The organism is Kitasatospora sp. NPDC098652 (assembly GCF_044760155.1).
GTDB lineage: Bacteria > Actinomycetota > Actinomycetes > Streptomycetales > Streptomycetaceae > Kitasatospora.
The window spans coordinates 326,013-350,840 of sequence record NZ_JBIWAQ010000007.1; the positions used below are offsets into that span (position 1 = coordinate 326,013).

Consider the following 24,828-nt stretch of genomic DNA (forward strand, 5'->3'; position numbering starts at 1 on the left):
TGCTCCAGAAAGGTCGACCGGAAGTCGACCCGCGGTCGACCCGCGGTCGGTCGGGCCCGGCGTGGCGGGAATCACCAGCCCTGGCTCCTGAGCGAAAGCTACGGGCCGGTATCTTCGAGGTCTCTCATTGTTCACATGGTCGATGACGAGTTCCACAGCCACTGAAACCTGATCTACTTTAGCGATCGGTGCCACCGTTGGGCGCCGCTCGCACCGATAGCAGCCAGAGATGAGGGCCGAGGATGACCGCGCAGCCGCTGCGGATTGCCCTGCTGTCATACCGCGGGGACCCGTTCTGCGGCGGTCAGGGCGTGTACGTACGGCACCTCTCCCGCGAGCTGGCCCGGCTCGGCCACCACGTGGACGTGATCGGCGCCCAGCCCTATCCCGTGCTGGACGAGGTCGAGGGCCCCGGCTCGGTCCGCCTGGTCGAGCTGCCCAGCCTGGACCTCTACCGCGCCGACGACCCCTTCCGCACCCCGGCACGCGGCGAGTTCCGCGGCCCGGTGGACGTGCTGGAGTTCGCCACCATGCGCACCGGCGGCTTCCCCGAGCCGCTCACCTTCTCGCTGCGCGCCCGGCAGTACCTGGCCCGGCACAAGGGCCGCTACGACGTGGTGCACGACAACCAGACCCTCGGCTACGGCCTGCTCGGCCTGGCCCGGCACGGCTTCCCGCTGGTCACCACGATCCACCACCCGATCACCGTGGACCGGCAGTTGGAGCTGGACGCGGCCACCACCCGGGGCAAGCGGCTGTCGCTGCGCCGCTGGTACGCCTTCACCCGGATGCAGCGCCGGGTCGCGGCCCGGCTGGACCACGTGATCACCGTCTCCGGCACCTCGCAGCGCGAGATCGCCGAGCACCTGGGCGCCGCCCCCGGCGCGATCTCGGTGGTGCCGATCGGCGCCGACACCCGGCTCTGGTCGCCCTCGGCGCGGATCGAGCGGGTTCCTGGCCGGATCGTCACCACCTCCAGCGCGGACGTGCCGCTCAAGGGCCTGGTGTACCTGGTCGAGGCGCTGGCCAAGGTCCGCACCGAGCGGGACGCCCACCTGGTGGTGGTCGGCAAGCCGCAGAAGGAGGACGGGCCGGTGGCCGAGGCGGTGCGCGGCTTCGGGCTGGCGGAGCACATCGAGTTCCGCACCGGGCTGAGCGACCGGGAGCTGGTCGACCTGTACCGCTCGGCCGAGGTCGCCTGCGTCCCGTCGCTGTACGAGGGCTTCTCGCTGCCCGCCGCCGAGGCGATGGCCACCGGCACCCCGCTGGTGGCGACCACCGGCGGGGCGATCCCCGAGGTGGCCGGGCCGGACGGCGTGACCAGCCTGGCGGTGCCGCCGGGGGACGCGGGCGCCCTGGCCGCCGCGCTCGGCCGGCTGCTGGACGACCCGGAGCTGCGCGCGGAGCTCGGCGCGGCCGGCCGGGAGCGGGTGCTGGCCCGGTTCACCTGGGAGCGGGCCGCCGAGCTGACCGCCGAGGCGTACCGCGCGGCGATCGCCACCGGCGTCGGCGCCCGGGCCCGCTCCGGGCCGGGCTGGCGGTACGTGCCCTGAGGGGCGCGCCCGTGCGCGAGTCGCTCCGGGCGTTGAGGCGAGTGTGACCTGACGAAGCGTCAAGGACGCTTGGTGGCAATAGGAATGGGAGCCCTGCAGTGCTGACCGTCGATTTCTCGCGCTTCCCGCTCGCCCCCGGCGACCGGGTGCTCGACCTGGGCTGCGGCGGGGGCCGGCACGCGTTCGAGTGCTACCGCCGCGGCGCCAACGTGATCGCCCTCGACCAGAACGCCGAGGAGATCGCCGAGGTCACGAAGTGGTTCGCGGCGATGGAGCAGGCCGGCGAGGCCCCCGAGGGCGCGTCGGCGGTCGCGATGGAGGGCAACGCGCTGGCGCTGCCGTTCGAGGACGACTACTTCGACAAGATCATCATCTCCGAGGTGATGGAGCACATACCCGATGACAAGGGCGTGCTCAACGAGATGTTCCGGGTCCTCAAGCCGGGCGGCCTGCTCGCCGTCACCGTGCCGCGCTGGCTCCCGGAGAAGATCTGCTGGGCGCTGTCCGACGAGTACCACGAGGTCGAGGGCGGCCACATCCGGATCTACCGGGGCGACGAGCTGCTCGGCAAGCTCAAGGACGCCGGCCTGGAACCCTACGGCACCCACCACGCGCACGCCCTGCACTCGCCGTACTGGTGGATCAAGTGCGCGGTCGGCGTGGACAACGACAAGGCGCTGCCGGTCAAGGCCTACCACCAGCTGCTGGTCTGGGACATCGTCGGCACCCCGGTGATCAGCTCGATCACCAAGGCCGCCGAGAAGGCGCTCAACCCGCTCATCGGCAAGAGCTTCGTCGCCTACGCCGCCAAGCCGAACAAGGTCGAGCGCGCACCGGGCGGAGCGGAGTGACCGCCGCCGTCCCCGAGGTGCTGCTGCTCGACGGGGTGCTGGACGCCGAGCAGGCGGCCGACACCGTGCGCAGCATCCTGGCCGAGCAGCGCCCCGACGGCGCCATCCCCTGGTTCGCGGGCCACCACCTCGACCCCTGGGACCACACCGAGGCCGCGATGGCCCTGGACACCGCCGGCGAGCACGCCGCCGCCGAGGCCGCCTACCGCTGGCTCGCCTCCCGGCAGAACCCGGACGGCTCCTGGTACGCCGCGTACACCGACGGCGCGGTCACCGACCGGGCCAAGGAGAGCAACTTCTGCGCGTACATCGCGGTCGGGGTCTGGCACCACCACCTCAGCACCGGCGACGACGCCTTCCTGGAGTGGATCTGGCCGGTGGTCCGGCGGGCGCTGGACTTCATCGTCGGCCTGCGGCTGCCCGGCGGCCCGATCGCCTGGCGGGTCGACGAGAGCGGCGCCGCCACCGGGGAGGCGCTGCTCACCGGCTCGTCCAGCATCCTGCACGCGCTGCGCTGCGGGCTGGCCGTCGCCGACTACCTGGAGGAGCCGCAGCCCGACTGGGAGCTCGCGGCCGGCCGGCTGCGGCACGCCATCGCCCACCACCCCGAGCGGTTCCTCGACAAGGACCGCTACTCGATGGACTGGTACTACCCGGTGCTCGGCACCGGCCTGCGCGGCGACGCGGCGGTGGCGCGGATCGAGCGGGACTGGGAGCGCTTCGTCGTCCCCGGCCTCGGCGTGCGCTGCGTCAGCGACCGCCCGTGGGTGACCGGCGGCGAGAGCGCCGAACTGGCGCTGGCGCTCTGGGCGATCGGCCAGTCCGACCGCGCGGTGGACATCCTGCGCTGGATCCAGCGGCACCTGCGGCACGAGGACGGCTCGTACTGGACCGGGTACGTCTTCGAGGACGACGCGATCTGGCCCGAGGAGCGCACCACCTGGACGGCCGGGGCGCTGCTGCTCGCGGTGGCCGCGCTCGGCGGGGACCCGGCGACCGTCGCGGTCTTCGGCGGGGACCAGCTGCCCGCCGGGCTGGTGGTCCAGGACTGCTGCTGACGGCACGACCGCTGCCGGTGGCACATGGAAGGGGCGGGACCGGTGATCCGGTCCCGCCCCTTCCCGTCTGCGTCGCGCGGCTCGGGTCCGCGCCGTGGCGTCAGCCGCGGTGTCAGCCGCGCTGGATGCCGGTGGTGTCGGCCAGCACGCCCTGGGTGCCGTCCGGCAGCTGGGCGACCAGGGCCGCGCCGCGCTGCTCGACGGCCAGGTACCAGGTGCCCGGCACGACCTCGCCGACCGGGGCGCCGGCCGGGTTGTCCTTCGGGGCCAGCTGGCGCGGGGCCGGGACGGCGAACCAGAAGGGCTGGAAGTCCGCCGCCGGGGCGGCCGGCTGCGGGGCCGGCACGGCGGCGTCCTGCGGACCGGCCGGCACCGGCTGGCCCGGCTGCGGCTGGCCGGTGGCCGGGTAGCCGTAGCCACCGGCCGGCTGGGCGCCGAAGGCCGGGTCGTGGCCCTGGTTCGGGTAGCCGTACTGGCCGGGGCCGGGCTGACCGGGGGCACCCGGGTGGCCGGGCTGACCCGGCATCGGGTAGCCGCCCTGGTACGGGACGGCCGGGCGCTCGGTGACCAGCGGGGCCTTGAGTGCCGGCACCAGCGGTGCGGCCGCGGCCGCACCGGCCAGCACGACCAGCGAGATGAGGCCGAGCCAGGCGCCGAAGCCGTGGCTGAGCGTGGTGGCGCTCGGGCCTCCGCCGAGCGCCCAGACCGAGGTCCAGAGCGCGGCGACGCTGAACGCGATGCCCCACTGGTCCAGCCGCAGGCCGAGCACCTGGCGGTTGGCCGCGGCGGGGCCCTGGAAGCGCTGCACCAGGATCAGGACGGCCGCGGCGATCCCCAGGAGGTAGATCGACGGCAGGATGGGGAACAGCTGGGTGCTCCACGCGTTCTGCGAGGTGTCCCCGCAGTACCGGCCGCTGCAGTCCACGGTCCAGTAGGGCAGGAAGGAGGCGATGAACAGCAGGACGGCCGCGCCTGCGACGGCGGCGTCTCCCCTGGTGAGAGCGCGCAGATTCACTTACGTTCCCCTCGTTGACGTGTCGTGGACGGTGCTTCGTGCGGTCGGGCCGACCGGCCGAAACTCCCGAACGGACCAGAAGCCTAGGCCCAACCGTCCTGCCGGTGCACGGCGGGACCGGGAACGGGTCGAAGTCGTTGCAAACCGTGCCGAGCCGGTGGGTGCCCGCCGGTCGGCCCCGTACGCCCCAACTCCCTTGCCCGGTCCGGTCAGTGGGTGGTCAGGAAGGCGCCCAGCGCGTCGGCGATCCCCTGGGCGGCCAGCTGCCGCCACTGAGGGTCCGTCATCCGTCCGGCGTCCGCGGAGTTGCGCATGTTACCGCACTCGATGAACACCTTGGGAACCGCGGAGAGGTTGAGGCCGCCGAGGTCGGAGCGGGTGTCCAGGCCCTGGTCGGCGATGTAGTCGGCGTACGGCTCGCCGGTCGCGGCGTGGAAGCGGTCGCGCAGCAGCAGGCCCAGCCGGTGCGAGGGTTCGACGATCGCGGAGTTGTCCGCCTTACCGGCGACCACCTTGGCGGGCATGATCACGTGGAAGCCGCTGCCGCTCGCCGGGGCGCCGTCGGCGTGCACCGACAGCGCGACGTCCGCGTGGGCGTCGGCGCCCGCCCTGGCCCGCTCGTCGACGCACGGGCCCCACGGGCGGTCGCCGTCCTGCACCATGACGACCTTGGCGCCCCGGGCGGTGAGCAGGGCGCGGGCCCGGCGGGTGACGTCCAGGGTGTAGTCGGCCTCGGTGTAGCCCGCGTTGGTCTCGGTGCCGGTGGTGTCGCACTCCTTGTGGCCGTTGCCGACGTCCACCTGGCGGTTGATCTCGGTGGGGTGGGAGAAGTTGCCGGGGTTGTGGCCGGGGTCGAGCACCACGGTGCGCCCGGCCAGGTCGGCGCCGCCGGCCGGGGCCGGCGGGGTGGCGGCGGGTGTTGGCGTGTCGGTGGGTGCCGGCGTGCCGGTGGGCGTGCCGGGCGTGGTGCCGCCGGTCGACGGGGCCTGCGGGGTCGCCGGGGCCGGGCCGGTGGACGCGGCGCCGGCGGGCGGTGCCGCGGCGGGCTGCGCGGCGGCCGTGGCCGTCTGCGCGGAGGCCGCCGGGCCGGAGCCGTCCAGGGACCGCCAGCCGAACCAGCCCGCCGTGCAGAGCGGAACGGCCACCGCCACCGCGGTGGCGGTGCGCAGCAGGGCGGAACGGCGGGGGGCGGGGGAGGTCGGGCCGGTCACGGGTGGTTCAGATCCTGTCCGAGGTGGGCGGGGTGAGACCGTAGGCGTCCGCGATCGGCTTCCACTTGGTCAGGAAGTCGTTCTTCGCCTGGGTCGCCTGGGGGTTGAGCTCGTCCGCGTGCTTCTTGTCCGGCGTGCTCGGCGCGTTGCCGGAGCAGCCCTGCTTGGCCACGGCGCGCGCCCAGGCCGCGTACGCCTTGTCGATGTCGGCGGACAACTGCCAGGCGGACTTCAACGAGTTCACCGCGTCCGCGCCGCCCGGGACGTCCGTGACGCTCAGCTTGGCGAGCTTGCCGAGCAGCCCCTGGCGCTGGCCGGCCCCGCTGTCGAAGACCTGCGCCGCGCTCTCGATGTCGGCCTTCGACGGGCAACTGCTGACCTTGGCGACGGCGTTGCCGATCTGCGTTCTGGCGTTGCCGCCCTCGGTGAGCAGCCCGTCCAGGGCCTGGGCCTGGGCCTTGGCGTTGGGACCGGCCGTGGTCGCGGACGGGGTCGGTGTGTCGGAGGGCGTGGCCGTGGCGCCGGGCGCGGCGTCCGTGCCGGTGGGCGCCGGGGTGGGCGGCGGGTTGCCGGAGCTGTTCGCGTTCGTGGCCGACGGGGCGGGCGCGGCCTGGCCGCCCTGGTCGCCGCCCTGGGCCGCGTACAGCAGGCCGCCGCCGACCGCCAGCACCAGCAGCACCGCGAAGCCGATCAGCAGCGGGGCCCGGCGGTTGCCCGGGCGGTCCCCGTCGTCCTCGTGGTCGGGCGGGAGGGCGGCCGGGTGGTCCGGCCGGGCGGGGTACGGCTGGGCGCCGTACGGGCCTTGCGGGGCCTGTGGGGCCTGCGGCGTCTGCGGGTAGGGCGGTGGCGGGTACCCGTACCCGCCCTGCTGGTCCGGGGCCTGCTGGTACGGGTGGCCGGCCGGGGGCGGCGGCGGGTAGACGTACCCGGGGCCGGGGAGCGGACCGCCCTGGGCGCCGCGGTCCTGCGGGGTCGCGTGCGAGGGGAACGGCGCGGCCGGGGGCGGGGTGACCCGGGGGAGGGCGGCGGTGGGCGCACCGGGGCCCGGGGGCGGGGGCGGAGGGGTCGCCGGGCCCGACATGTCCGGCGCCGGGCCGAAGCCCGGGGCGGTGGCCAGGTACGGGCGGCCGCCCAGCGGCGGGTCCTGGTCGTCGGCCGCGCCCGGGGCGGGGGCCGCGGGCGGTGCGGCGGGGGCCGTCTCGGCGTCCGGGCGCTGCGGATTGCGGACCCAGCCGCCCGCGCCGCCGCGCGCGGTCGGGTCCCAGACCGCCGGAGCGGTGTTGTGCTGGTCCGTCATGTGCCGCTAGCCCCCACCGTCCGCCGATGCTCTGCCTGGTGCTGCCGCCCGTGCCGCAGCCGCCTGGTGCTGCGCGGACACCGTACCGTTCGACCCCTCGCCCGACAGCCCAGGCACGACGTTAGAGCATCGGGGCGGGGCCGCGGGGGGTATCTCACGGGGCGGTCGGGGGCGGTGGGCGGGGCTGGGGCCGGGTGTGCGGGACCTCAGACGGCGGCCCGGCGCAGGACGCGCAGCGAACCGGTCACCGAGACCTCCTCGAAGCCCTCGGCCAGCGCCCGCAGGTACACCCGGTAGGGAGCCTGGCCGCCGTCCGCCGGGTCCGGGAACACGTCGTGCACCACCAGCAGGCCCTCCGGGGCCAGGTGCGGCGCCCAGCCCTCGTAGTCACCGGTGGCGTGCTCGTCGGTGTGCCCGCCGTCGATGAAGACCAGGGCGAGCGGGCGCCCCCACAGCGCGGCGATCTGCGGCGAGCGGCCGACCAGCGCGACCACGTGCTCCTCCAGCCCCGCCGCGTGCAGGGTGCGGCGGAACCGGGGCAGGGTGTCCATCCGGCCGACCTCCGGGTCCACCAGGGTCGGGTCGTGGTACTCCCAGCCCGGCTGCTGCTCCTCCGAGCCGCGGTGATGGTCCACGGTCAGCGCGACCGTCCCGGCCTCCCGGGCCGCGGCGGCCAGCAGGACCGCCGAGCGGCCGCAGTAGGTGCCGATCTCCAGCACCGGCAGCCCGGTGCGCCGGGCCGCCGCCACCGCCGCCCGGTAGAGCGCGAGGCCCTCGTCCACCGGCATGAACCCGGTGGCCGCCTCGAACGCCGCCAGCACCTCCGGCGCCGGGCGGGCGCCCTCCAGCAGGTCGGACATGCGGTGCTCCTCGGGGGTTCGGGTGGCGGACGGACGTGCTCGGACCCTACTCGACGGTAGCGGGGTGGCCGCCGGGAGGTCGGCCGGTCCGGTCGGCGGGGGGCGTCGGCCGCTGTCCTCGGCGGGGGCCGTCGCCGGGTGCCGTCGGCGGGTGCCGTAGGGCCGGTGTCGTCAGCCGGCCAGGAGCTCGACGGCGATCCGGGCGCGGTGCGGGGCCAGCTCGACGGCGATCGCCCCGGCCTCGGCGGCGGTGGCGGTGACGGCCGCCTCCTGGTTCGCGGCGCGCTCCGCCAGCGCGATCCGCAGCTGGGTCGGCGGGTGGGAGCCGTCCACGGCGGACCGGTCACGGGCGCTGAGCCGCAGCAGGCGCTCCCGCTCGGTGGCGGGGACGGTGGCGAGCTGCTCGCGCACCCGTGCCCAGAGCAGCTCCGGGGCGGCAGGCGCGGGGGCGTCCTCGGCCCGACGGTTCCGGCTGCGGACCACCCGGGGCCGTCCGCGCTCCTCGGCCCGGACCCGGTGGACCGCCGTGGCCACCGAGCTGCCGTGCAGCAGCGCCGTGAGCATGCCCCGGGCCGCCTCGCCGCCGGCCACCCGGACGGCGAGGGTGTCCGCGTGGTACTCGGCCTGCTGCCCGGCCCGGGAGGTGAGCCGGTCGAACAGCACCAGGCCCTGGTGGAGCAGCCAGGCGACGCCCCGGAGCACCAGCCGGCCGAGGGCCGTGCCGAGCCGCACCAGCAGCGAGACCTCGTCCCGGCCCGTGACGTACCCGTCGTGGCCCGGGCGGGTCATCTGGTACCAGGCCCGGAGCGCCGAGATCGCGCTGTACAGCCAGAACGAGCGCCGGCGGTCGCCGTTGACGTGGTGGCCGAACTCGTGGCCGAGCAGCGCGACCCGCTGCCGGTCGTCCAGCACCTCCCAGAGCTGCAGCCCGATCCGCAGGACCGACCGGCGGCGCAGCCCGACCAGCCCGTACGAGGCGTTGAACTCGTCGGTGACCTGGATGACGTCCACCGGCCGGGCGCCGACCTCGGCGGCCACCCGGTCCGCCAGCCCGTACAGGGCCGGCGCCCCGGCGCGGTCGAGCACGTTCTCGTCCTTCGGCACCCGCCCGAGCCGGGGCCGCAGCGCCACGGCGATCACCAGCACCACCGCGCCGATGCAGCGCTGCACGACGGTTCCGGCGATCAGCAGCCAGAGCGCCAGGGCGAAGGTGCCGACGGTGACGAGGTGGATCACCCCGGCCGCGGCGGAGGCCAGCAGCCAGTCCCGGCGGGCGGTGGGGGTGGCGCCCCCGGCGGCCTGCTCCTGGAACAGCCGGTCGGTGCGGTCGGCGGCGGCCCGCTCGCGCCGGGTGGGCGCGGGGGCGGCGTCCGCCCCGGGCGCGAGGTTCCAGTCGCAGGCGGGGCACCAGGCGAGGAAGCGGGGATCGTCGGTCAGGGCGGCGCGGCAGCGCGGGCACGGCGAACCGTGGGCGGGCGTGCCGGGGGAGGCCGAGGCGGGGGAGGCTGCGTCGGGTGAGGCTGCGTCGGAGGCGGCGGGTGATGCGGCGGCGTCGGGGGGCGTGAGCACGGCGATCATGATGGCGGGCCGGACCGCCGCTGTGCAGAGGGCTTGTTCGTATTGTGATCAGTCCGCCGGACCGCCGCCCCCCCGCGCCGTTCTGGAACGCGTTCTAGTAGGTGCCGGGCGCCCGTGCCAGAATCGCCCCGACCCTTGACCCGAGGCACACCGGGAGCAGCCCCATGCGCGCAGCCGTCCTGCACAAGACCGGCCAGGACACCCTCGACGTCCGCGAGGACGTCACGGCGCTCGGCTTCGGACCGGGCGCCGTACGGGTCCGGATGCGCGCCGCCAGCCTGTGCCACTCGGACCTCTCCGCGATGAGCGGCGTCCTGCCGCAGCCCGCGCCCTTCGTCCCCGGGCACGAGGGCGCCGGGGACGTCGTCGAGGTCGGCGAGGGCGTCACCGGCGTCGCCCCGGGCGACCGCGTGGTGCTCTGCTGGATGGCCCCCTGCGGACGCTGCGCCCACTGCGAGCACGGCCGCGGCCACCTCTGCATCGCCAGCCTGCGGCGGCTCGGCGCCCCCGGCTTCCGGCTCGCCGACGACGGCACCGAGGCCTCCGGCTTCTACGGCACCGGCGCCTTCGCCGAGGAGGTGGTGGTCGCCGCCGACGCGGTGATCAAGGTGCCCGCCGACCTGCCGTACGAGGCCGCCGCCCTGATCGGCTGCGGGGTGACCACCGGCATCGGCGCCGCCGTCAACACCGCCCGGGTCGAGCCCGGTTCCTCGGTCGCGGTGATCGGCGCGGGCGGCGTCGGCGTGGCCACCGTCCAGGGCGCCCGGGTCTGCGGCGCCGCCCGGATCACCGTGGTCGACCCGGTCGCCTCGCGCCGCGAACGGGCCCTCGCCTTCGGCGCCACCGAGGCGATCGCCCCCGAGGAACTCAAGTCGTTCGCCAAGGGGTTGCCCGGCGGCGGCTTCGACCACGTCTTCGAGGCCGTCGGCCGCGCGGCCACCGTCCGGGCCGGCTACGACGCCGCCCGGCGCGGCGGCGCCGTCGTCGTCATCGGCGCGGGCGCGCAGGACGACCTGGCCCAGTTCACCATGGGGGAACTGTTCTTCAACGAGAAGCGGCTGCTGCCCTCGCTGTACGGCGGGGCGCCGGTCGCCCGCACGATCGCCCTGGTCGTGGACCTCTGGCGGGCCGGGCGGATCGACCTCGACGGGATGATCACCCACCGGGTCGGGCTGGCCGAGGTGAACCTGGCGATCGAGCAGATGCGCAGCGGCGAGGCGCTGCGGACGGTGATCTCGCTGGACTCCTGACGCCCCGCCGCACCTGCCCCACGGCTCGGTGGGGGTGACATGTGCGAGGGCCCGCCGGGGAGTCTCCTCGGCGGGCCCTCGCGGGGTGTTGTGTCGGTGTGTTTCCTCGGATCAGCCCCGGGCGCCGGCAGCGCGGTGGCGGCCGTGCGGGTCCGCCCCGGGGGTGTCGTCGGCGGCCGAGCCGCCGCGGTGGCGACCGTGCGCCGCGGTGTCCTCGGCCGTCTTCTCGTCGGCGTCGGTCCCGTAGACCGCGGGGCCGGTGGTGTCGGTGAGGGTGTCGGACATGAGAATCGTCTTCCGTGCGAGGGTGCAGGTCATCGGCGCCCGTCCGGTGCCTGCGGCACACGGTCGGGTCCCCGATCGGGCGCGCGGAACGCGCCCACAGCCGGTGATCGCGGCCCGTGGCCCCGGCCACCATAACGGCCGGGACGGACGAGATCCTATCGACCTCATGGGGCGAGTCCCGCCCCGCCCGCCCCGCCCGCAACGCCCGGGGCCGTCCTCGACGAACCCAGCCAGTGGCCGACGAGTTCGCGGTAGAACGGCGACAGCACCTGGAGGTCGCCGTGCCGGGCCAGCAGCCCGCGACCGCCGTCCAGCAGCAGCACCCGGTCCGCCCGCAGCGCCGAACTGATCCGGTGCGCGACCACCACCAGCGTCCCCGGCCGCGCGGCGAACGCCCGCTCCACCCGCTCCTCCGCGGCCGCCTCCAGCTGGCAGGTCGCCTCGTCCAGCACCACCACCGGCGAGTCCGCCAGGTACGTCCGCACCAGGGCCAGCAACTGGCGCTCACCGGAGGAGAGTTCACCCGGATCGCGCAACGTGCCGGCCAACCCGCCCAAGCGCGCCACCAGCCCGTCCGCCCCCAGCCGCCCGACGGCCTCCGCGACCTGCCGCTCGGACGCGCCCGGGGCGAGCCAGGTCAGGTTCTCCCGCACCGACCCCGGGAACACGTACGCCTCCTGCGGCAGCAGCGCCACCCCGCGCGGGCCGCCACCGACCACCACCGCCCCCGCCGTCGGCGCCACCAGGCCCGCCAGCAGTCCCGCCAGGGTCGACTTCCCCACCCCGCTCGGCCCCACCACCGCCACGTGCTCCCCGGGGTGGAACTCCGCGTCCAGCCCGTCCAACACGGCCGGAGCGCCCGGCGCGTGGGCGTAGCGCACCCCGAGCAGCCGGACCGCGCCGAGCGGCACGCCGTCGGCCTCGGCGTCGGCGTCGGCGGGGACGGGGGTGGGGACGGGGGTGGGGGTCGATTCCGCCAGGCGGTCCAGCACCACACCGAGGTTGAGCAGCCAGCCGCCGACCGTGCCCGCCAAGGTCCTGACGGCCGGGTCCAGTTGCTGGAGGAGATAGGTGGCGACGCCGAGCAGCCCGCCCGCCGTCAGTGCGTCGTGCGCCAGCAGCCAGGGCGCCGCCGCCAGGACGGCCAGGACCGGCAGCCGCCCGCCGAGCGCCACCACGAGCGCGCGCAGGGCCGACGCCCGGCCCAGCGCCCGGGAGGCGGCCGCGCTCTCCTGCGCCACCCCGGTCAGCGCCCGGGCGACCGCCTCGGCCGCACCCGTCGCCTGCACGTCGCGCAGTCCGCGCAGCGCCCGCCCGGCCTCGGCGGCGAGCCGCTCCTCGGCCAGGACCGCCGCCCGCCGCCCGGCTGCCAACGGCCGCAGCAGCCGTACGAACAGCAGCCCGGCCACCAGCAGCGGCACCAGCACCAGCGGCAGCACGGCCGGCGCCAGCAGCGCCAGTCCGACCAGGGCGGCGACCAGCGTGACCCCCACCCCGCGCAGCGTGCGGAGCAGCGTCGCGGTCAACTGCCGTACGGACTCCACCTGTTCGGTCAGCCGCGCGACCGCGGCCGGATCCGCCCGCGGCCGCGCCAGCGCACCGCGGACCACCCGCTCCACCAGCGCGTCCCGTAGCGGCTCCACCACCCCGGCGAGGTGCGGGAACCCGGCCCGCGCCGCGTACGCCCGGACCGCCATGGCGGCCCCGAACCCGCCCAGCCAGGCCATCCCGACCCCCGGCCGCCCGGCCAGGAACCCCTGATCGACGGCGGCCGACACGAACAACCCGGACAGCAACGGCGGCACCGCCTCCACCCCTGACCAGAGCAACAACCCCACCAGAGGCCGCCGCACCCTCGACAGTTCCCCCAGCAGGACCCCCACCCCCGGCGCCGCCCGCGAGGCCCGCCGCCGACGCCTGGCCACCGCCGCGCTCGTCCCCGGGCGTGCGAGCGGCGGCGTCGAGGCCCCGGGTCGCAACGCCTCGGGCGTCGACACCCGTGCTCCGCGCCGCGTGGCCAGCCGCGCCAGCCCAACTCCCGCGGCCCGCACCGACCGGGCCGACGGCACTCCTGGCCGCGCCGCCCGCCGCCGCCCCCCGCGCACCGGCGCCCCCGACCCAGGCCGCAGACCCTCAGCCACGACCGCCCCTTACCTCGGGTCGCGCGAGCCGCCTTGCCCTCGCACCCCCAGCTGCCGACGCGTTCGTCCCGGGTCGCGCGAGCGGCGTCGCCGACGCCCTCGGCCGCACCTCCCCGGGAGTTGGCACCCGCAATCCGCGTCGCGTGGCCAACACCGGCCAGGCCAGGAGCATCCGTCCCGACGCCCCAGGCAGCGCCGCCCGCCGCCGACCCCCGTGCGCCAGCACCCTCGGCTCACGCACGAGCGCCCCGACCTCGGGCCGCGTGAACCGCCGCGCCCTCGCACCTGGCCGCAGACCCCCGGCCGCCGACACGCTCGTCCCGGGGCACGCGAGCGGCGTCGCCGACGCCCTCGGCTGCCGGTCGTCGTGCGTTGGCACCCGCAATCCGTGCCGTGTGGCCAACGTCGGCCGGGCAAGGAGCATCCGTCCCGACGCCCCAGGCCGCGCCGCCCGCCGCCGACCCCCGTGCGCCAGCACACTCGGCTCACGCACGACCGCCCTTACCTCGGGCCGCGCGAGCCGCCTTGCCCACGCGCCTGGCTGCGGACCCCCGGCCGCTGATGCGCTCGTCCCGGGGCACGCGAGCGGCGTCGCCGACGCCCTCGGCTGCCGGCCGTCGTGCGTTGGCACCCGCACTCCGCATCGCGTGGCCAACGTCGGCCGGGCGCGCAGGCCCCACCCTGATATTCCCGCCCGCGTCTCTGATTGCCGCCGATCCCCGGCCGCGACCGTGCCCGCCTCGGGCTGCGCGCCCTCAGGCACTGCAACGCTCGTTGCGGGGGACGTGAGCGGCCTTGCCGAGGCCCCCGGCCGCGAGAAGTCCTTGGGCGTTGTCACCCGCGATCCGTGCCGTGTGGCCAACGCCGGCCGGGCGCACAGGCCTCGCCCCGATGCTCCCGCCCGCGACACCCGGCGCCGACCCCCGGGCTCCCGTATCTGTGCTGCTCGCGTCGCCCGCGCGGGTCGGGCCGGCCGCCACCGGCGCTGCCGCCGGGGTGTGTCCGCCTCCGCTGCGGGGCGGGCGGGCCGTCGGGCCGATGCCCCCGGCGCCCGCCGGTGGCCCGGTCGGGTTGGCGGTTGCACTGGAAGTCGGCCCGGCCGACTTCCAGTGTCGGGGGTGGCGTTGGTACTTGTGCGGTTCGCGGTGGGCAGTGCCATGGAGGTCGATCCAGTCGGCGCTCGGAGGGGCGGGAAGTCGGTCGGGCATTCGGGCTGAGCGGTGTGCGCGAGAAGTCGATGGGGCCGACTTCCGGTGCGTCATGCCGTGGCCGCCTGGAGGGTGGTGGCCGAGAGGGTGGCGCGGTAGTCGGGGTGGGTGAGGAGGTGGGTGTGGGGGGCGAGGGCGCGGAGGCGGCCGGCGTCGAGCCAGGCGACGAGGTCGGCGCGGGCGGCGACGGTCGCGCGGTGGGCGACGACCAGCCGGGTGCGCCCGTGGGTGGCGCGGTCGAGGGCCTCGGTGACCTGGTACTCGGTGGCGAGGTCCAGGCCGGAGGTGGCGTCGTCGAGGACGACGACGCGGGTGGGGCGGGCCAGCAGCCGGGCGAGGCCGAGGCGTTGGAGTTCGCCGCCGGAGAGCTGGAGTTCGTCGAGCGGGGTGTCCCAGCCGAGGGGGAGCCGGGCCAGGAAGCCGTCCGCGCACGCGGCCGCCGCCTCGGCCGGGCCCGCTCCGGTGAGTGCGTCGCGGACGGTGCGGCCGACCAGGTCGGGCCGGGCGAAGGCGTAGCCGACGGCGTCCCGCAGGCCGGTGGGGGACAGGGTGTCCACCGGGACGCCGTCGATCAGTACGGCGCCCTCGTCGGGGTCGCGCAGCCGCCCCGGCAGTGCGGCGAGCAGCGACTTCCCGGAGCCGGAGCGCCCGACCAGGGCGACCGTACGGCCGCCGGGGACGGTGAGGTCGAGCGGGCCGAGCAGGACCCGTTCGCCGTCGCGCACCACCACGCCCCGCAGGGTGACCTCGCCGGGCCCGCCCGCCGGGAGGGCCGCCGTACCGGCCGGGGCCGGTGCGAGCGCCAGCAGTTCGTCGACCCGGGCCTGCCCGGCGCGCGCCTGGGCGACCCCGACCAGCGCCTCGACCTGTTCGAAGAGTCCCGCGCCGAGCGCCGCCCAGCCCGCCGCCGCGGCGAGCGCGCCGGGGGCGAGGGTGCCGTCGGCGAGCAGCGCCCCGGCGGTGGCGAGCACCGCGATCTCGACCAGGGCGATCAGCAGGGTGGCCTGCCAGGCGGTGCGCCGCTGGGCGGCCCAGAGCGCATGCCCGGCCGCGGAGAGGTCCGGGAGCGGCGCCAACACCCGGGCGGCTTCGCGGTGTTCGGCGCGCGCCGCGTGGATGCTGCGCAGCCCGGTGAGGGCGCCGCTGAGCCGGGCCGCGAGCTCGGCCTGCACCTCCTGGTAGCGGGCGAACACCGGCCCGGCCTGGCGCAGGAAGAGCCGGATGAGCACCACGCCGGGCAGCACGCCCGCGAAGAAGGCGAGCGCCAGCCAGGGCGACAGCGCGGCGAGTCCGAGGATCGCGCCGATCGAGGTGAGCAGCGCGGTGGCCGCGCCGAGTACGGCGGGGAGCCGGCCGCCCGCGTCGGCCGCCGAGCCGAGCAGCCGGGCTGCGAGGTCGCCGGGTGGCGGCCCGCCGTGCAGGCGGCCGCCGGGCCCGAGGGCGAGGAGGTGGCGGAGCAGGCGCCCGCGCAGGGCGGCGGTGGTCTCGGCCGAGCAGGCCGGTCCGGCGGCCGCGGCGGTGGCGTTGGCGGCGGCGGCCGTCAGCAGCAGGAGGGCGGGCAGGGCGAGGGCGGCCCCGGTCCGATGGGTGAGGACGGCGTCGACGGCTCCGGCGAGGACGGCGGGCAGGGCGAGGGTGGTGGCGGCCTCGACCGGCAGGGCGATGCCGAGTGCGAGCGTCCATCCGGTGGGTCGTCGTGGCAAGTCCGGCCTCCTGTCGGCGAGTTGGGTGTGGGTGTGCGAAGGCGGGTGCCGCCCTCGCCTGTCCGGACAGGCGAGGGCGGCACCCGTGGGCCACTACTCCTGGTCAGCTGTTGGTGAAGATCAGGCAGGTCAGGATGAGACAGGTGTACTGGCAGCCGCTGCCGTGGCCGGTCAGCTCGACGGACTCGGTCTCCGGCAGGTCCTGCAGCGCCGCGAGGTCGGTCTCGAAGTCCACCATGTTCTCCATGATCGGGTCCTCCCCTTGAGGGTGTCGCCCGCCGCGATCTGCCTGCGGGCGTCTGGTGTCGACCCCCGGCGCGGCCTCCATCCGCCGCGCCGGGGTGGTGCCCCGGGCCTCGACGGGCCCGGGAGTCTGTGGGTGGCCGCTCGGGATCAGCCCGGTCGGCCGGTCCGCAGGAACGCGGCCAGCAGTTCGTGCAGCACGGCGGCGCCCTCCTCGGCGAGCACCTCATGGCCGGAGCCGGCCGCCTCCACGTACCGGAAGTCCGCGCCCTCGACCCGGCCGATCCGCAGCAACTCGTGCCGCAGCGAACGGGATTGGCTGACCGGGACCACCTCGTCCCGGTTGCCGTGCACGACCAGCAGCGGTGCGCTCAGCCGGTGCGCGAGCTGGAGCACGTCGCGCGGTCCGCGGGCGTCCAGGATCGGGTCGCCGCCGCCCAGCCGGGTGGTCAACGCCCTGACGGGGGGCGCCGCTTCGGCCAGCAGTCGGGCGCCGGACAGGAACGGCGCGACCACCGCGCAGCGGGCGACCTGCTCGGTCGGCGCGTGCGCGGCCGCCAGCAGCGCCAGGAAGGCGCCGTAGCTGACCCCGAACAGGGCGGGCGGTTCCAGGCCGAGCGCCGCCCGTTGGCGGGCGATGCCCTCCAGCAGGTAGAGCACGTCGTCCAGGTCGGGCCCGCCCCAGGCGCCCCGGATGGCCAGCGCGTGCGGCACCCCGTAGCCGGTGGAGCCGCGCTGGTTGGGCGCGACCACCGCCAGGCCTTCGGCGGCCATCCGTTGCAGGGCCGGGTCGAACTCCAGCCGCCAGGCGTCCGCGGGGCCGCCGTGCAGCGCCAGCACCAGGTGCGGGCTGCTCAGCCAGGCGTCGCCGCCGTACACCACGGCCTCCAACGGGCCAGCCGGGCCAGCGAGTTCGAGGCTCTGTGCGGGCTGCCAGCGGCTGCCGTCACCGGGCTGGGTGCTGCCGTCCAGGCGCCAGCCGGCCGGCGGGGTGCGGGTGACGCGCGGCGCACCGGGCTGCCAGGGCAGGACGGTGTCCCGCCACGGGCCGGGCAGGCCCGAGCCCAGCGGCGCGAGTTGCAGCGGCAGCGGCATCGGGGCGGTCTCGGCGGGGGCCGGGCCGTGCGCCAGCAGGGCGTCCACGTCCAGGGTGGCCAGCGCCGCCGGGTGGTCGGGCGAGGAGTACGGGATGCGCAGCCCGGCGCCGTCCCAGTGCCCGACCGCGCCGAGCCGCCCGGGCGGCACCGGCAGCGGGTCCAGCCGCCCGACGGCGGGCCGCCACAGGGCGAGCGCCGAGCCGGCGCCGTGGTCGATCTGCACCGCGACCCGCGGGCCGTCCGCCGCCTGCCGCAGCGCCACCGGGCGCAGGAACATGCCCGTGACGTGCAGGCATTCCGGGAACCGCAGCGGTTCCCCGCCGCCCAGCACGCCCCAGCCGAGCCGGTCGGTCCCGGGTGCGTCGCTGCGCACCATCGCGAAGCGGGTGTCGGGGTCGAACAGCACCAGCCGGTCGTTGCTGTGCTCGCCGATCTCCAGCAGCGGGGTGGTGGTGCCGCTGCGCAGGTCCAGCACCACACTGCGGACCAGCCCGCCGGCCACCCGGTCCAGGGCGAGCAGCGTGCCGGTGTGGTCCAGCCAGGCGCCGCCGCCGTGCAGGCCGGGGATCTCGGCGACCCGCACGGGCTCGCTGCCGTCCGCCCGGATCAGCCAGACGGTGGTCGCCGGGCGGGTGTCGGCGCCCAGGGCGATCGCCACCGGGGTGCGCGGGTCGGCGCCGGGGGCCACCGGGAGCGGCAGCAGGCGCAGGCCGGGCATCCGGAGCGTGGCCACCTGCTGTTCCACGGTGCCGTTCTCGCCGTACGAGAGGCGGACCAGGTCGTGCCGCTCGCCGTCGTGCCGGCAGACCAGCACCGAGCCGTCGGGCAGTGCGACGAGCTGCGAGCGCAGCTGCTCCGACCGGTTGCCGGACAGGGGCAGCGCGGCGGGTACGGCGGGGGATCCGTCCGGGGGGAGTCGCCAACTCTCCACGTACCAGCCGCTGTCGGCGGCCGCGGCCAGGCAGGCCGCGTGGCTGCCGTCGGCGGCGAAGGAGAAGCTCAGTCGGCGCAGGGCCCGGGTGGTGGTGCGAGTGGCCGTGTTCACGCCTCGCTCACCCCGTCGCTGTCGCACGGGAGTTGGTCGCGGGTGGGGGCCGCCGGGTGGGTGGGGGAGAGCGGGTGGGCGGGGGCCGCCGGGTGGGTGGGCGAGAGCGGGTCCAGCCAGAGCCGGGGGCCGCCGTGCCGGAGCCGGAGCAGGAAGGCCAACGGCCCCGCCGTGCCGGTGCCGTAGGCGGCGGCGCAGCCGGTGCCCGTCTCGTCGGGCAGTACCAGCAGGCCGTCGCGCAGTGCGGTCCGGGCCGCGATCAGTTGTGCCAACCGGCTTGCCCCGGACCGGAATTCGGGATCGCCCGTGGCCTCGGCGAGGTCCAGCAGGTACTCGCCGTCGCCGGCCAGGCCGTGGCAGGCGCTCACCCCGCCGTGCCAGCGGCCGGCCAGGACGGCCCGGCCGGCGGCCCGGGCGAGGCGCAGCGCCTCGGTGTCGCCGGTGGCCCGCCACAGCCGGAGCAGGAAGCTGCCCGCGCCGGAGGAGCCGCTGCACCAGTGCGAGAGCCGGATGTGCGCGGGGTCGGCGGCGTTCTGCGGCCACCAGGCGAGGGCTCGACCGGCGCGGTCCCGGCTGTGTCCGCGGCTGTCCCCGCCGTCGTTCCCGCCGTCGCGCCCGCTCCACCGTACGGTCGCGCCGAGCGTCCGCCCGGCGTCGAGGGCGGCCGCCGTGCAGGCGTCCCGCAGGGCGCGGTCGTCGGTCGCCCCGGCGGCGGCGAGCAGGAAGGCGCCGACGCCCGCCACGCCGTGCGCGAAGCCGAGGTGGGTGATCCCGGCGAGCGCCGAGTCGAAGTCGGCCGGCACCGGCCAGACCGTCCCGTACGGTTCCCGTCGCGCGGCGGCGAGCAGGGCGCGGACGCAGCGCTCGGCGCGCTCGGTGAAGCCGTGGTCCTCGCGGAAGTCCTCGGCAGCAAAGCGGAGTTGGGTGAAACCGGCGCCCGCCGCGCCGTGGCAGACGTCCGGGTTGGGCCATTCGACGGCGACCCGCCGGGCGAGTGCGGCGGCCCGCTCGGCCGCCTGCTGGTCGCCCAGCACCCGGGCGGCGTCGAGCAGTGCCCAGGCCGTCCCCGACCGCCCGAAGTGCAGCCCGGGCAGCACCACCGGCTCGGCGGCGACCCGTCGCTCGATCCAGTCCGCAGCGGTCCGGGCCGTACTCGCGGCTGCCGCCCGGACCTCGGCCGGCAGGCCGGGCGCCGCGACCGCCCGCGCCAGTACGGCGAGCACGCCCGCGGCGCCGTGCTGCACATTGCACGGATCCGTCCGTTCCCCGGCGGGGACCACGGGCCACAGCCGGTCGGACCGTTCCGGTGTCGCGCCGGCGGCGAGGTGTCGCAGGCCGTCGTGCAGTACCCGGTCGAGGGGCGGGGCGCCGGCGTCCCCGCCGGGCCACGGGGCGGCGTGCCACAGCGGGGCGACCACGGCGGACACGGTCGGGCCGGGCACCCCGGTGCCGCTGCGAGGCCCACCCCGCCCGCCCAGCGCCTCCCGGGCCCGCGCCAGGCTCCACCGCAGCTCCGGCTGCTCGGCCCGCAGCCCCAGCACCACCGGCGCCAGCCGCCGCGCGGTCGCACCCGAGCGGGCCGCCAGGTCGAGCCAGCGGCCGAGCCGCTCGGCGACCGGGCGGGCCCGCGGGAGGTCCTCGGGCAGCAGCGGGTCGTGCCCGGTGGCGAGCAGGAAGAACAGCCCGCCGAGGGCGTAGCGGTCGGCGGCCGGGTCGGCGGTGCCGGTGCCGGCGAGGGCGAGCCGCCCCTGTTCGGGGGCGCGGTAGCCGGGGGTGCCGGCCGTGCCGGCCCGCTGGCCGGTCTCGGCGGCGAGTTCGAGGTCGATCAGCCGCAGGCTGCCGTCCGGCCGGACCATCACGTTGCCGGGGGAGAGGTCGCGCAGCACCAGTCCCTGGTCGTGCACCCGCCCGACCAGGTCGAGCAGTCCGTGCGCCACCGGCCCGGCCTCGGCCCAGTCGACGTCCGGGCTGCCGTCGCGCCGCAGCCGGGCGGCGACCCAGGCGCCGAGCGACTGCCCGGCGATTCGTTCCTGCACCAGGAAGACGGAGTCGTCCTGCTCGATCAGTTCGACGGCGCGCGGTACCAGCCCCTGCCCGTCCAGCCGGGCGAGCAGCGCGGCCTCGTGCCGCAGTGCGTCGCGGGCGTCGGTCCCGGCGCGGTCGACCTCGATGTGTGCCCGGGCCTGCTTGACCACGACCTCCGCGCCGCTCGCGGCCTCGCGCCCGAGGAACACCCCGCCCTTGGCGCCGTGCCGTACGGCGGCGGTCACCGCGTAGCGCCCGGCCAGCAGCACCCCGCCGCCGCGCCCGCCCCCGCTGCCGCGCCCGTCCCCGCCTCCGCGCTGACGGGGGTCGCCGGCGCCGCGGAACGGGTCCCGGACCCACCCCGGCGCCCGGTACGACCCCCCGCGCACGTCATCGGCCCGCTCCCCGGCGGGGCCGCGCAGCACCGAGCGGTACTCCCCGTCGTTGCCGAGCTCCGCCCGGGCCGCGAACGCGCCGTAGCGGTAGTGCACCCGGCTGCCGGGCCGGTACGGCCGGTCGGAGAGCACCACCGGGCCGGGCAGCCCGGCCGTCACCCGGTCCAGTTCGGCCGCCAGCCGCTGGAACTGGGCGTCGTCCACCGGGTAGACGGTGATGAACTTTCCCGCCGAACCACGGTTGCTGTTACGGGAGTTGAGCTCACGCAGCCGTTCCTCGGCGGCGGCGAACTTGAAACTGCACGGGTCGGCTGCGAGCACCCGGACCACGGCCGCGAGCACCTCCCCGCCGACCACCGAGGCGGCGCTGACGTGCAGCTTCCACCCCTGTGCCGGTAACGGCGCGGACGCGGACGGCCGGGCCGTGCACCAGAAGCCCCCGACGGTGACGTCCCAGTCGCCGTCGCCTCCCCGGCCCCCGGCGCCGGCCAGGGCCGCCCGCGTCGTCTCCGGCCACGTACCGGTGGCAGCCGGTCCGCGGCCCGCCGGTCCCCGACCCCCGGCCGCACGAAGGGAGGTGTCCGCCCTCATCCGTCGCCACACCCCTTCGTCTCGGCCGCCCCGGCCCGCGGGTGCCCCTGTGCGGCACCCGCGGCGCGACGGCCCGGCCTGATCGGTTTCCTCGGTGAGGAGCGGGAGTCCCGCTCCGGGACGGGAGCCCTCAACCGGGCCCTCGGCCGCTGGTGACCGCTCGGTGACCGCGCAGTCGCTCGGTGGCCGTTCGGTCGGGGCAGTCGGGGAAACTCCCGTTCGCAGGAATGAAGTTAGTTTCGAGAAATCCGAAGCCTCAACGCAGAGCCGGTCACTTCACTCGTAAGGGTGATCAGAGGGCGGTTTCGAATTCGTACGAGAACCCTGCTGTGAGTAACGGGCGCCGGGCGTACGGGCGTGCGCGGCCCGCGCGCGGTGCTCGGGACGCCTCCGCAGCAGGTCGACGCCCGTGCGCGCCGCGTTGACGCGCATCCGTACGCCGGCGGCACCCACGTCCGAAGCGCACCCGCCGCTGCCCCGCCGCAGCCGGACCACTGCCCCGCCGTAGCGCCGCCGCCGTCCCCCGAACGGCCGAGGCCCGACCGGCCCCGCGCGCACGGTAGTCTCGACAGGTGCCGAAACTGTCCGACGTCATCACCGCGCTCGAAGAGGTCTACCCCCCGCAGTGGGCGGAGTCCTGGGACGCCGTCGGCCTGGTCTGCGGTGATCCTCAGGCCGAGGTCAGCCGCGTGCTGTTCGCCGTCGACCCCGTCCAGGCGGTCGTCGACGAGGCCGTGGAGTGGGGCGCCGACCTGGTGGTCACCCACCACCCCCTCTACCTGCGCGGCACCACCAGCGTCGCCGCGACCACCTTCAAGGGCCGGGTGGTGCACACCCTGATCACCAACGGCATCGCCCTGCACGTCGCCCACACCAACGCCGACCACGCCGACCCCGGCGTCTCGGACGCGCTGGCCGAGGCCGTCGGCCTGCGGGTCACCGGCCCGCTGGTGCCGGACCCGACCGACCCGCTGGGCCGTCGCGGCACCGGCCGGATCGGTCTGCTGGAGCCCCCGCTGACGCTGTCGGCCTTCGCCGCACAGGTCGCCGCCGGTCTGCCCGCGACCGCCGCCGGCGTGCGCGTCTCCGGCGACCCGGACCGGCTGATCGGCCGGGTGGCGGTGTGCGGCGGTTCGGGCGACAGCTTCTTCTCCGACGTACGGGCGGCCGGCGTGGACGCCTACGTGACCGCCGACCTGCGCCACCACCCGGCCTCCGAGGCCACCGAGGCCGCGCCGGTCGCGCTGGTCGACGCCGCCCACTGGGCCACCGAGTGGCCCTGGCTCGGCCTGGCCGAGCGCGCCCTGCGGGCCGTCGCGGACCAGCACGGCTGGGCCGTGGAGACCAAGGTCTCCCACCGGGTCACCGACCCGTGGACCGCGCACGCCCCCATGTCCTTCACCGCCTGACCCGATCCACAGGAGCTTTCCCCTTGAACGCCGCGCCCGCCGACCAGATCCGCCTGCTCGACCTCCAGGCCTTCGACTCGAAGCTCGACCAGCTGGCCCACCGGCGCCGGAGCCTGCCCGAGCACGCCGAGATCGACAAGGCCACCGCCGACCACACCGCGCTCAAGGACCTCGTCATCGCCGCCGAGGCCCAGAAGGGCGACACCGCCCGCGAGCTGACCAAGGCCGAGCAGGACGTCGAGCAGGTCCGCGCCCGGGCCGCCCGCAACCAGCAGCGCCTGGACTCCGGCGCGATCACCTCGCCGAAGGACCTGGAGAACCTCCAGCACGAGATCGGCTCGCTGGCCAAGCGCCAGGCCGACCTCGAGGAGGTCGTGCTGGAGATCATGGAGCGCCAGGAGAGCGCCGTGGCCCGGGTCGAGGAGCTGACCGCCCGCCTGGAGCACTCCACCGTCGTCCTCACCGAGGCCGAGGGCCGCCGCGACGCCGCGTTCGCCGAGATCGACGCCGAGGCCGACAAGGTCAAGCGCGACCGCGAGACCGTCGCCGCCGTCATCCCGGCCGACCTGCTGAAGGTGTACACCAAGCTGCGCGAGACCCAGGGCGGCGTCGGCGCGGCCCGGCTCTACCAGCGCCGCTGCGAGGGCTGCCGCACCGAGTTCTCGATCACCGAGCTGAACGCCATCAAGGCCGAGCCGGCCGACAAGGTGGTCCGCTGCGAGAACTGCTCGCGGATCCTGGTCCGCACCGCCGACTCGGGCGTCTGATCCGATGGCGGCGCGCTTCATCGTCGAAGCGGACGGCGGGTCCCGGGGCAACCCGGGGCCGGCCGGCTACGGCGCGGTGGTCCGGGACGCCGACACCGGGCAGCTCGTCGTCGAGGCCGCCGAGTTCATCGGCCACGCCACCAACAACGTGGCCGAGTACAAGGGCCTGATCGCCGGGCTCCGGGCGGCCCGCGAGCTCGACCCGGACGCCTCGGTGGACGTCCGGATGGACTCCAAGCTGGTCGTCGAGCAGATGTCCGGGCGCTGGAAGATCAAGCACCCCGACATGCAGCCGCTCGCCGCCGAGGCGCGCACGGTCTTCCCGCGCGGCCGGGTCAGCTACACCTGGATCCCGCGCGAGCAGAACAAGGACGCCGACAAGCTCGCCAACGAGGCGATGGACGCCGGCCGCGACGGTCGCCAGTGGGAGCCGAAGCCCAAGGCCACGAACGGGGCCACGCACGGGGCCACGCACGGGGCCATGGCCGGAGCCTCGGCCGGAGCCCCGGCCGAGGAGCCGTTGCCGAAGCCCCCCGCGCCCAAGGCCGGCTGGGCCGCCCCGGCCGACCTCGGCACCCCGACCACCTTCGTCCTGCTGCGCCACGGCGAGACCCCGCTCACCCCGGAGAAGCGCTTCTCCGGCAGCGGCGGCACCGACCCGGAGCTGTCCGACAAGGGCCGCTGGCAGGCCGAGCGGGCCGCCGAGGCCCTGGCCGCGCGCGGCAGCATCCAGGCGGTCGTCGCCTCCCCGATGCGCCGCACCCGGCAGACCGCCGAGATCGTCGCCGCCCGGCTCGGCCTGGAGGTCCGCTACGAGGAGGGCCTGCGCGAGGTCGACTTCGGCGACTGGGAGGGCCTGACCTTCGCCGAGGTGCAGGAGCGGTACCCGGACGACCTGTCGGCCTGGCTGGGCTCCGCCAAGGCCAAGCCGACCGGCAGCACCGAGAGCTTCGCCACCCTGACCCACCGGGCCGGTGTCGCCCGGGACAAGATCCTCGCCCGGTACGCCGGGAAGACGGTGCTGGTGGTCTCGCACGTCAGCCCGATCAAGACCCTGGTCCGGCTGGCGCTCGGCGCCCCGCCGGACTCGATGTACCGGATGGAGCTGTCCGCCGCCTCGATCTGCGCCGTCCAGTACTACGCGGACGGCAACGCCTCGCTGCGGCTGCTCAACGACAGCTCCCACCTGCGCTGACCCCACCGGGCTGCACCGGCCGCCCCGCTGGGGGGAGGTCGGCGCACCCCG

At 76.4% G+C, this 24,828-nt stretch carries 18 protein-coding genes; 7 read left to right on the top strand and 11 right to left on the bottom strand.

Features of this window, described 5'->3' with window-relative positions; genetic code table 11:
* Positions 1–242 precede the first annotated feature (242 nt).
* The 3 genes from ACIQWA_RS18855 to ACIQWA_RS18865 all read left to right on the top strand — a co-directional run bounded on the left by ACIQWA_RS18855 (position 243) and on the right by ACIQWA_RS18865 (position 3,462).
* A complete protein-coding gene (locus ACIQWA_RS18855) occupies positions 243–1,553 on the top strand; it encodes a glycosyltransferase family 4 protein (protein ID WP_402483816.1) in 1,311 nt (436 codons plus the stop codon).
* Positions 1,554–1,651: 98 nt separating this feature from the next.
* Positions 1,652–2,404 carry a class I SAM-dependent methyltransferase gene (locus ACIQWA_RS18860; RefSeq protein ID WP_360228257.1) on the top strand — a complete coding sequence of 251 codons (753 nt, stop codon included), beginning with the start codon at positions 1,652–1,654 and terminating at the stop codon, positions 2,402–2,404.
* A complete protein-coding gene (locus tag ACIQWA_RS18865; RefSeq protein ID WP_360228254.1) occupies positions 2,401–3,462 on the top strand; it encodes a prenyltransferase in 1,062 nt (353 codons plus the stop codon). Before ACIQWA_RS18860 ends, ACIQWA_RS18865 begins: the two co-directional genes overlap by 4 nt.
* 112 nt (positions 3,463–3,574) lie before the next feature.
* Here the strand turns inward: ACIQWA_RS18865 and ACIQWA_RS18870 are convergent, their stop codons facing one another.
* The 5 genes from ACIQWA_RS18870 to ACIQWA_RS18890 form a co-directional block, all read right to left on the bottom strand.
* On the bottom strand, positions 3,575–4,477 hold the full coding sequence (locus ACIQWA_RS18870; RefSeq protein ID WP_402483818.1) for a hypothetical protein: 903 nt from the start codon (positions 4,475–4,477) through the stop codon (positions 3,575–3,577).
* Between the two features lie 209 nt (positions 4,478–4,686).
* The gene (locus tag ACIQWA_RS18875) at positions 4,687–5,688 is read right to left on the bottom strand and encodes an N-acetylmuramoyl-L-alanine amidase (protein WP_402483820.1); all 1,002 of its coding nucleotides are present in this window, start codon (positions 5,686–5,688) and stop codon (positions 4,687–4,689) included.
* A 7-nt stretch (positions 5,689–5,695) separates the two neighbouring features.
* Entirely contained in the window at positions 5,696–6,985 is a 1,290-nt protein-coding gene (locus ACIQWA_RS18880) for a hypothetical protein (RefSeq protein ID WP_402483822.1), read from the bottom strand.
* Between the two features lie 206 nt (positions 6,986–7,191).
* A complete protein-coding gene (locus ACIQWA_RS18885) occupies positions 7,192–7,845 on the bottom strand; it encodes a class I SAM-dependent methyltransferase (protein ID WP_360228242.1) in 654 nt (217 codons plus the stop codon).
* A gap of 171 nt (positions 7,846–8,016) precedes the next feature.
* Positions 8,017–9,414 (bottom strand): M48 family metalloprotease, encoded by a 1,398-nt coding sequence (locus ACIQWA_RS18890; protein WP_402483824.1) that lies wholly within the window; start codon positions 9,412–9,414, stop codon positions 8,017–8,019.
* Positions 9,415–9,587: 173 nt separating this feature from the next.
* Here ACIQWA_RS18890 and ACIQWA_RS18895 point away from each other — a divergent pair, with 173 nt between their 5' ends.
* Complete coding sequence (locus tag ACIQWA_RS18895) at positions 9,588–10,673, top strand: Zn-dependent alcohol dehydrogenase (RefSeq protein ID WP_360228236.1); 1,086 nt, start codon at positions 9,588–9,590, stop codon at positions 10,671–10,673.
* A 111-nt stretch (positions 10,674–10,784) separates the two neighbouring features.
* On the opposite strand, the gene ACIQWA_RS18900 is transcribed toward ACIQWA_RS18895, so the two are convergent.
* The 6 genes from ACIQWA_RS18900 to lanL all read right to left on the bottom strand — a co-directional run bounded on the left by ACIQWA_RS18900 (position 10,785) and on the right by lanL (position 21,406).
* Positions 10,785–10,958: a hypothetical protein gene (locus ACIQWA_RS18900; RefSeq protein ID WP_402483826.1), complete on the bottom strand. Its 174-nt coding sequence runs from the start codon at positions 10,956–10,958 to the stop codon at positions 10,785–10,787.
* A 164-nt stretch (positions 10,959–11,122) separates the two neighbouring features.
* Complete coding sequence (locus tag ACIQWA_RS18905) at positions 11,123–12,787, bottom strand: ATP-binding cassette domain-containing protein (RefSeq protein ID WP_402483828.1); 1,665 nt, start codon at positions 12,785–12,787, stop codon at positions 11,123–11,125.
* A 1,570-nt stretch (positions 12,788–14,357) separates the two neighbouring features.
* Positions 14,358–16,010, bottom strand: a complete 1,653-nt coding sequence (locus ACIQWA_RS18910) for an ATP-binding cassette domain-containing protein (RefSeq protein ID WP_402483830.1) — start codon at positions 16,008–16,010, stop codon at positions 14,358–14,360.
* 103 nt (positions 16,011–16,113) lie between these two features.
* Positions 16,114–16,257 (bottom strand): VenA family class IV lanthipeptide, encoded by a 144-nt coding sequence (locus ACIQWA_RS18915; RefSeq protein ID WP_157882160.1) that lies wholly within the window; start codon positions 16,255–16,257, stop codon positions 16,114–16,116.
* A 146-nt stretch (positions 16,258–16,403) separates the two neighbouring features.
* Positions 16,404–18,395 carry an alpha/beta fold hydrolase gene (locus tag ACIQWA_RS18920; RefSeq protein ID WP_402483832.1) on the bottom strand — a complete coding sequence of 664 codons (1,992 nt, stop codon included), beginning with the start codon at positions 18,393–18,395 and terminating at the stop codon, positions 16,404–16,406.
* Positions 18,392–21,406 (bottom strand): class IV lanthionine synthetase LanL, encoded by a 3,015-nt coding sequence (lanL, locus tag ACIQWA_RS18925; RefSeq protein WP_402483834.1) that lies wholly within the window; start codon positions 21,404–21,406, stop codon positions 18,392–18,394. Before lanL ends, ACIQWA_RS18920 begins: the two co-directional genes overlap by 4 nt.
* Positions 21,407–21,978: 572 nt before the next feature.
* Here lanL and ACIQWA_RS18930 point away from each other — a divergent pair.
* Genes ACIQWA_RS18930 through ACIQWA_RS18940 form a run of 3 tightly spaced genes read left to right on the top strand, consistent with a single transcriptional unit; the run spans position 21,979 to position 24,777 of the window.
* Positions 21,979–22,815 carry a Nif3-like dinuclear metal center hexameric protein gene (locus ACIQWA_RS18930; protein ID WP_360228216.1) on the top strand — a complete coding sequence of 279 codons (837 nt, stop codon included), beginning with the start codon at positions 21,979–21,981 and terminating at the stop codon, positions 22,813–22,815.
* A gap of 23 nt (positions 22,816–22,838) precedes the next feature.
* On the top strand, positions 22,839–23,582 hold the full coding sequence (locus ACIQWA_RS18935) for a C4-type zinc ribbon domain-containing protein (protein WP_360228213.1): 744 nt from the start codon (positions 22,839–22,841) through the stop codon (positions 23,580–23,582).
* 4 nt (positions 23,583–23,586) lie between these two features.
* Positions 23,587–24,777 carry a bifunctional RNase H/acid phosphatase gene (locus ACIQWA_RS18940; protein ID WP_402483836.1) on the top strand — a complete coding sequence of 397 codons (1,191 nt, stop codon included), beginning with the start codon at positions 23,587–23,589 and terminating at the stop codon, positions 24,775–24,777.
* The last annotated feature ends 51 nt before the right edge of the window (positions 24,778–24,828 follow it).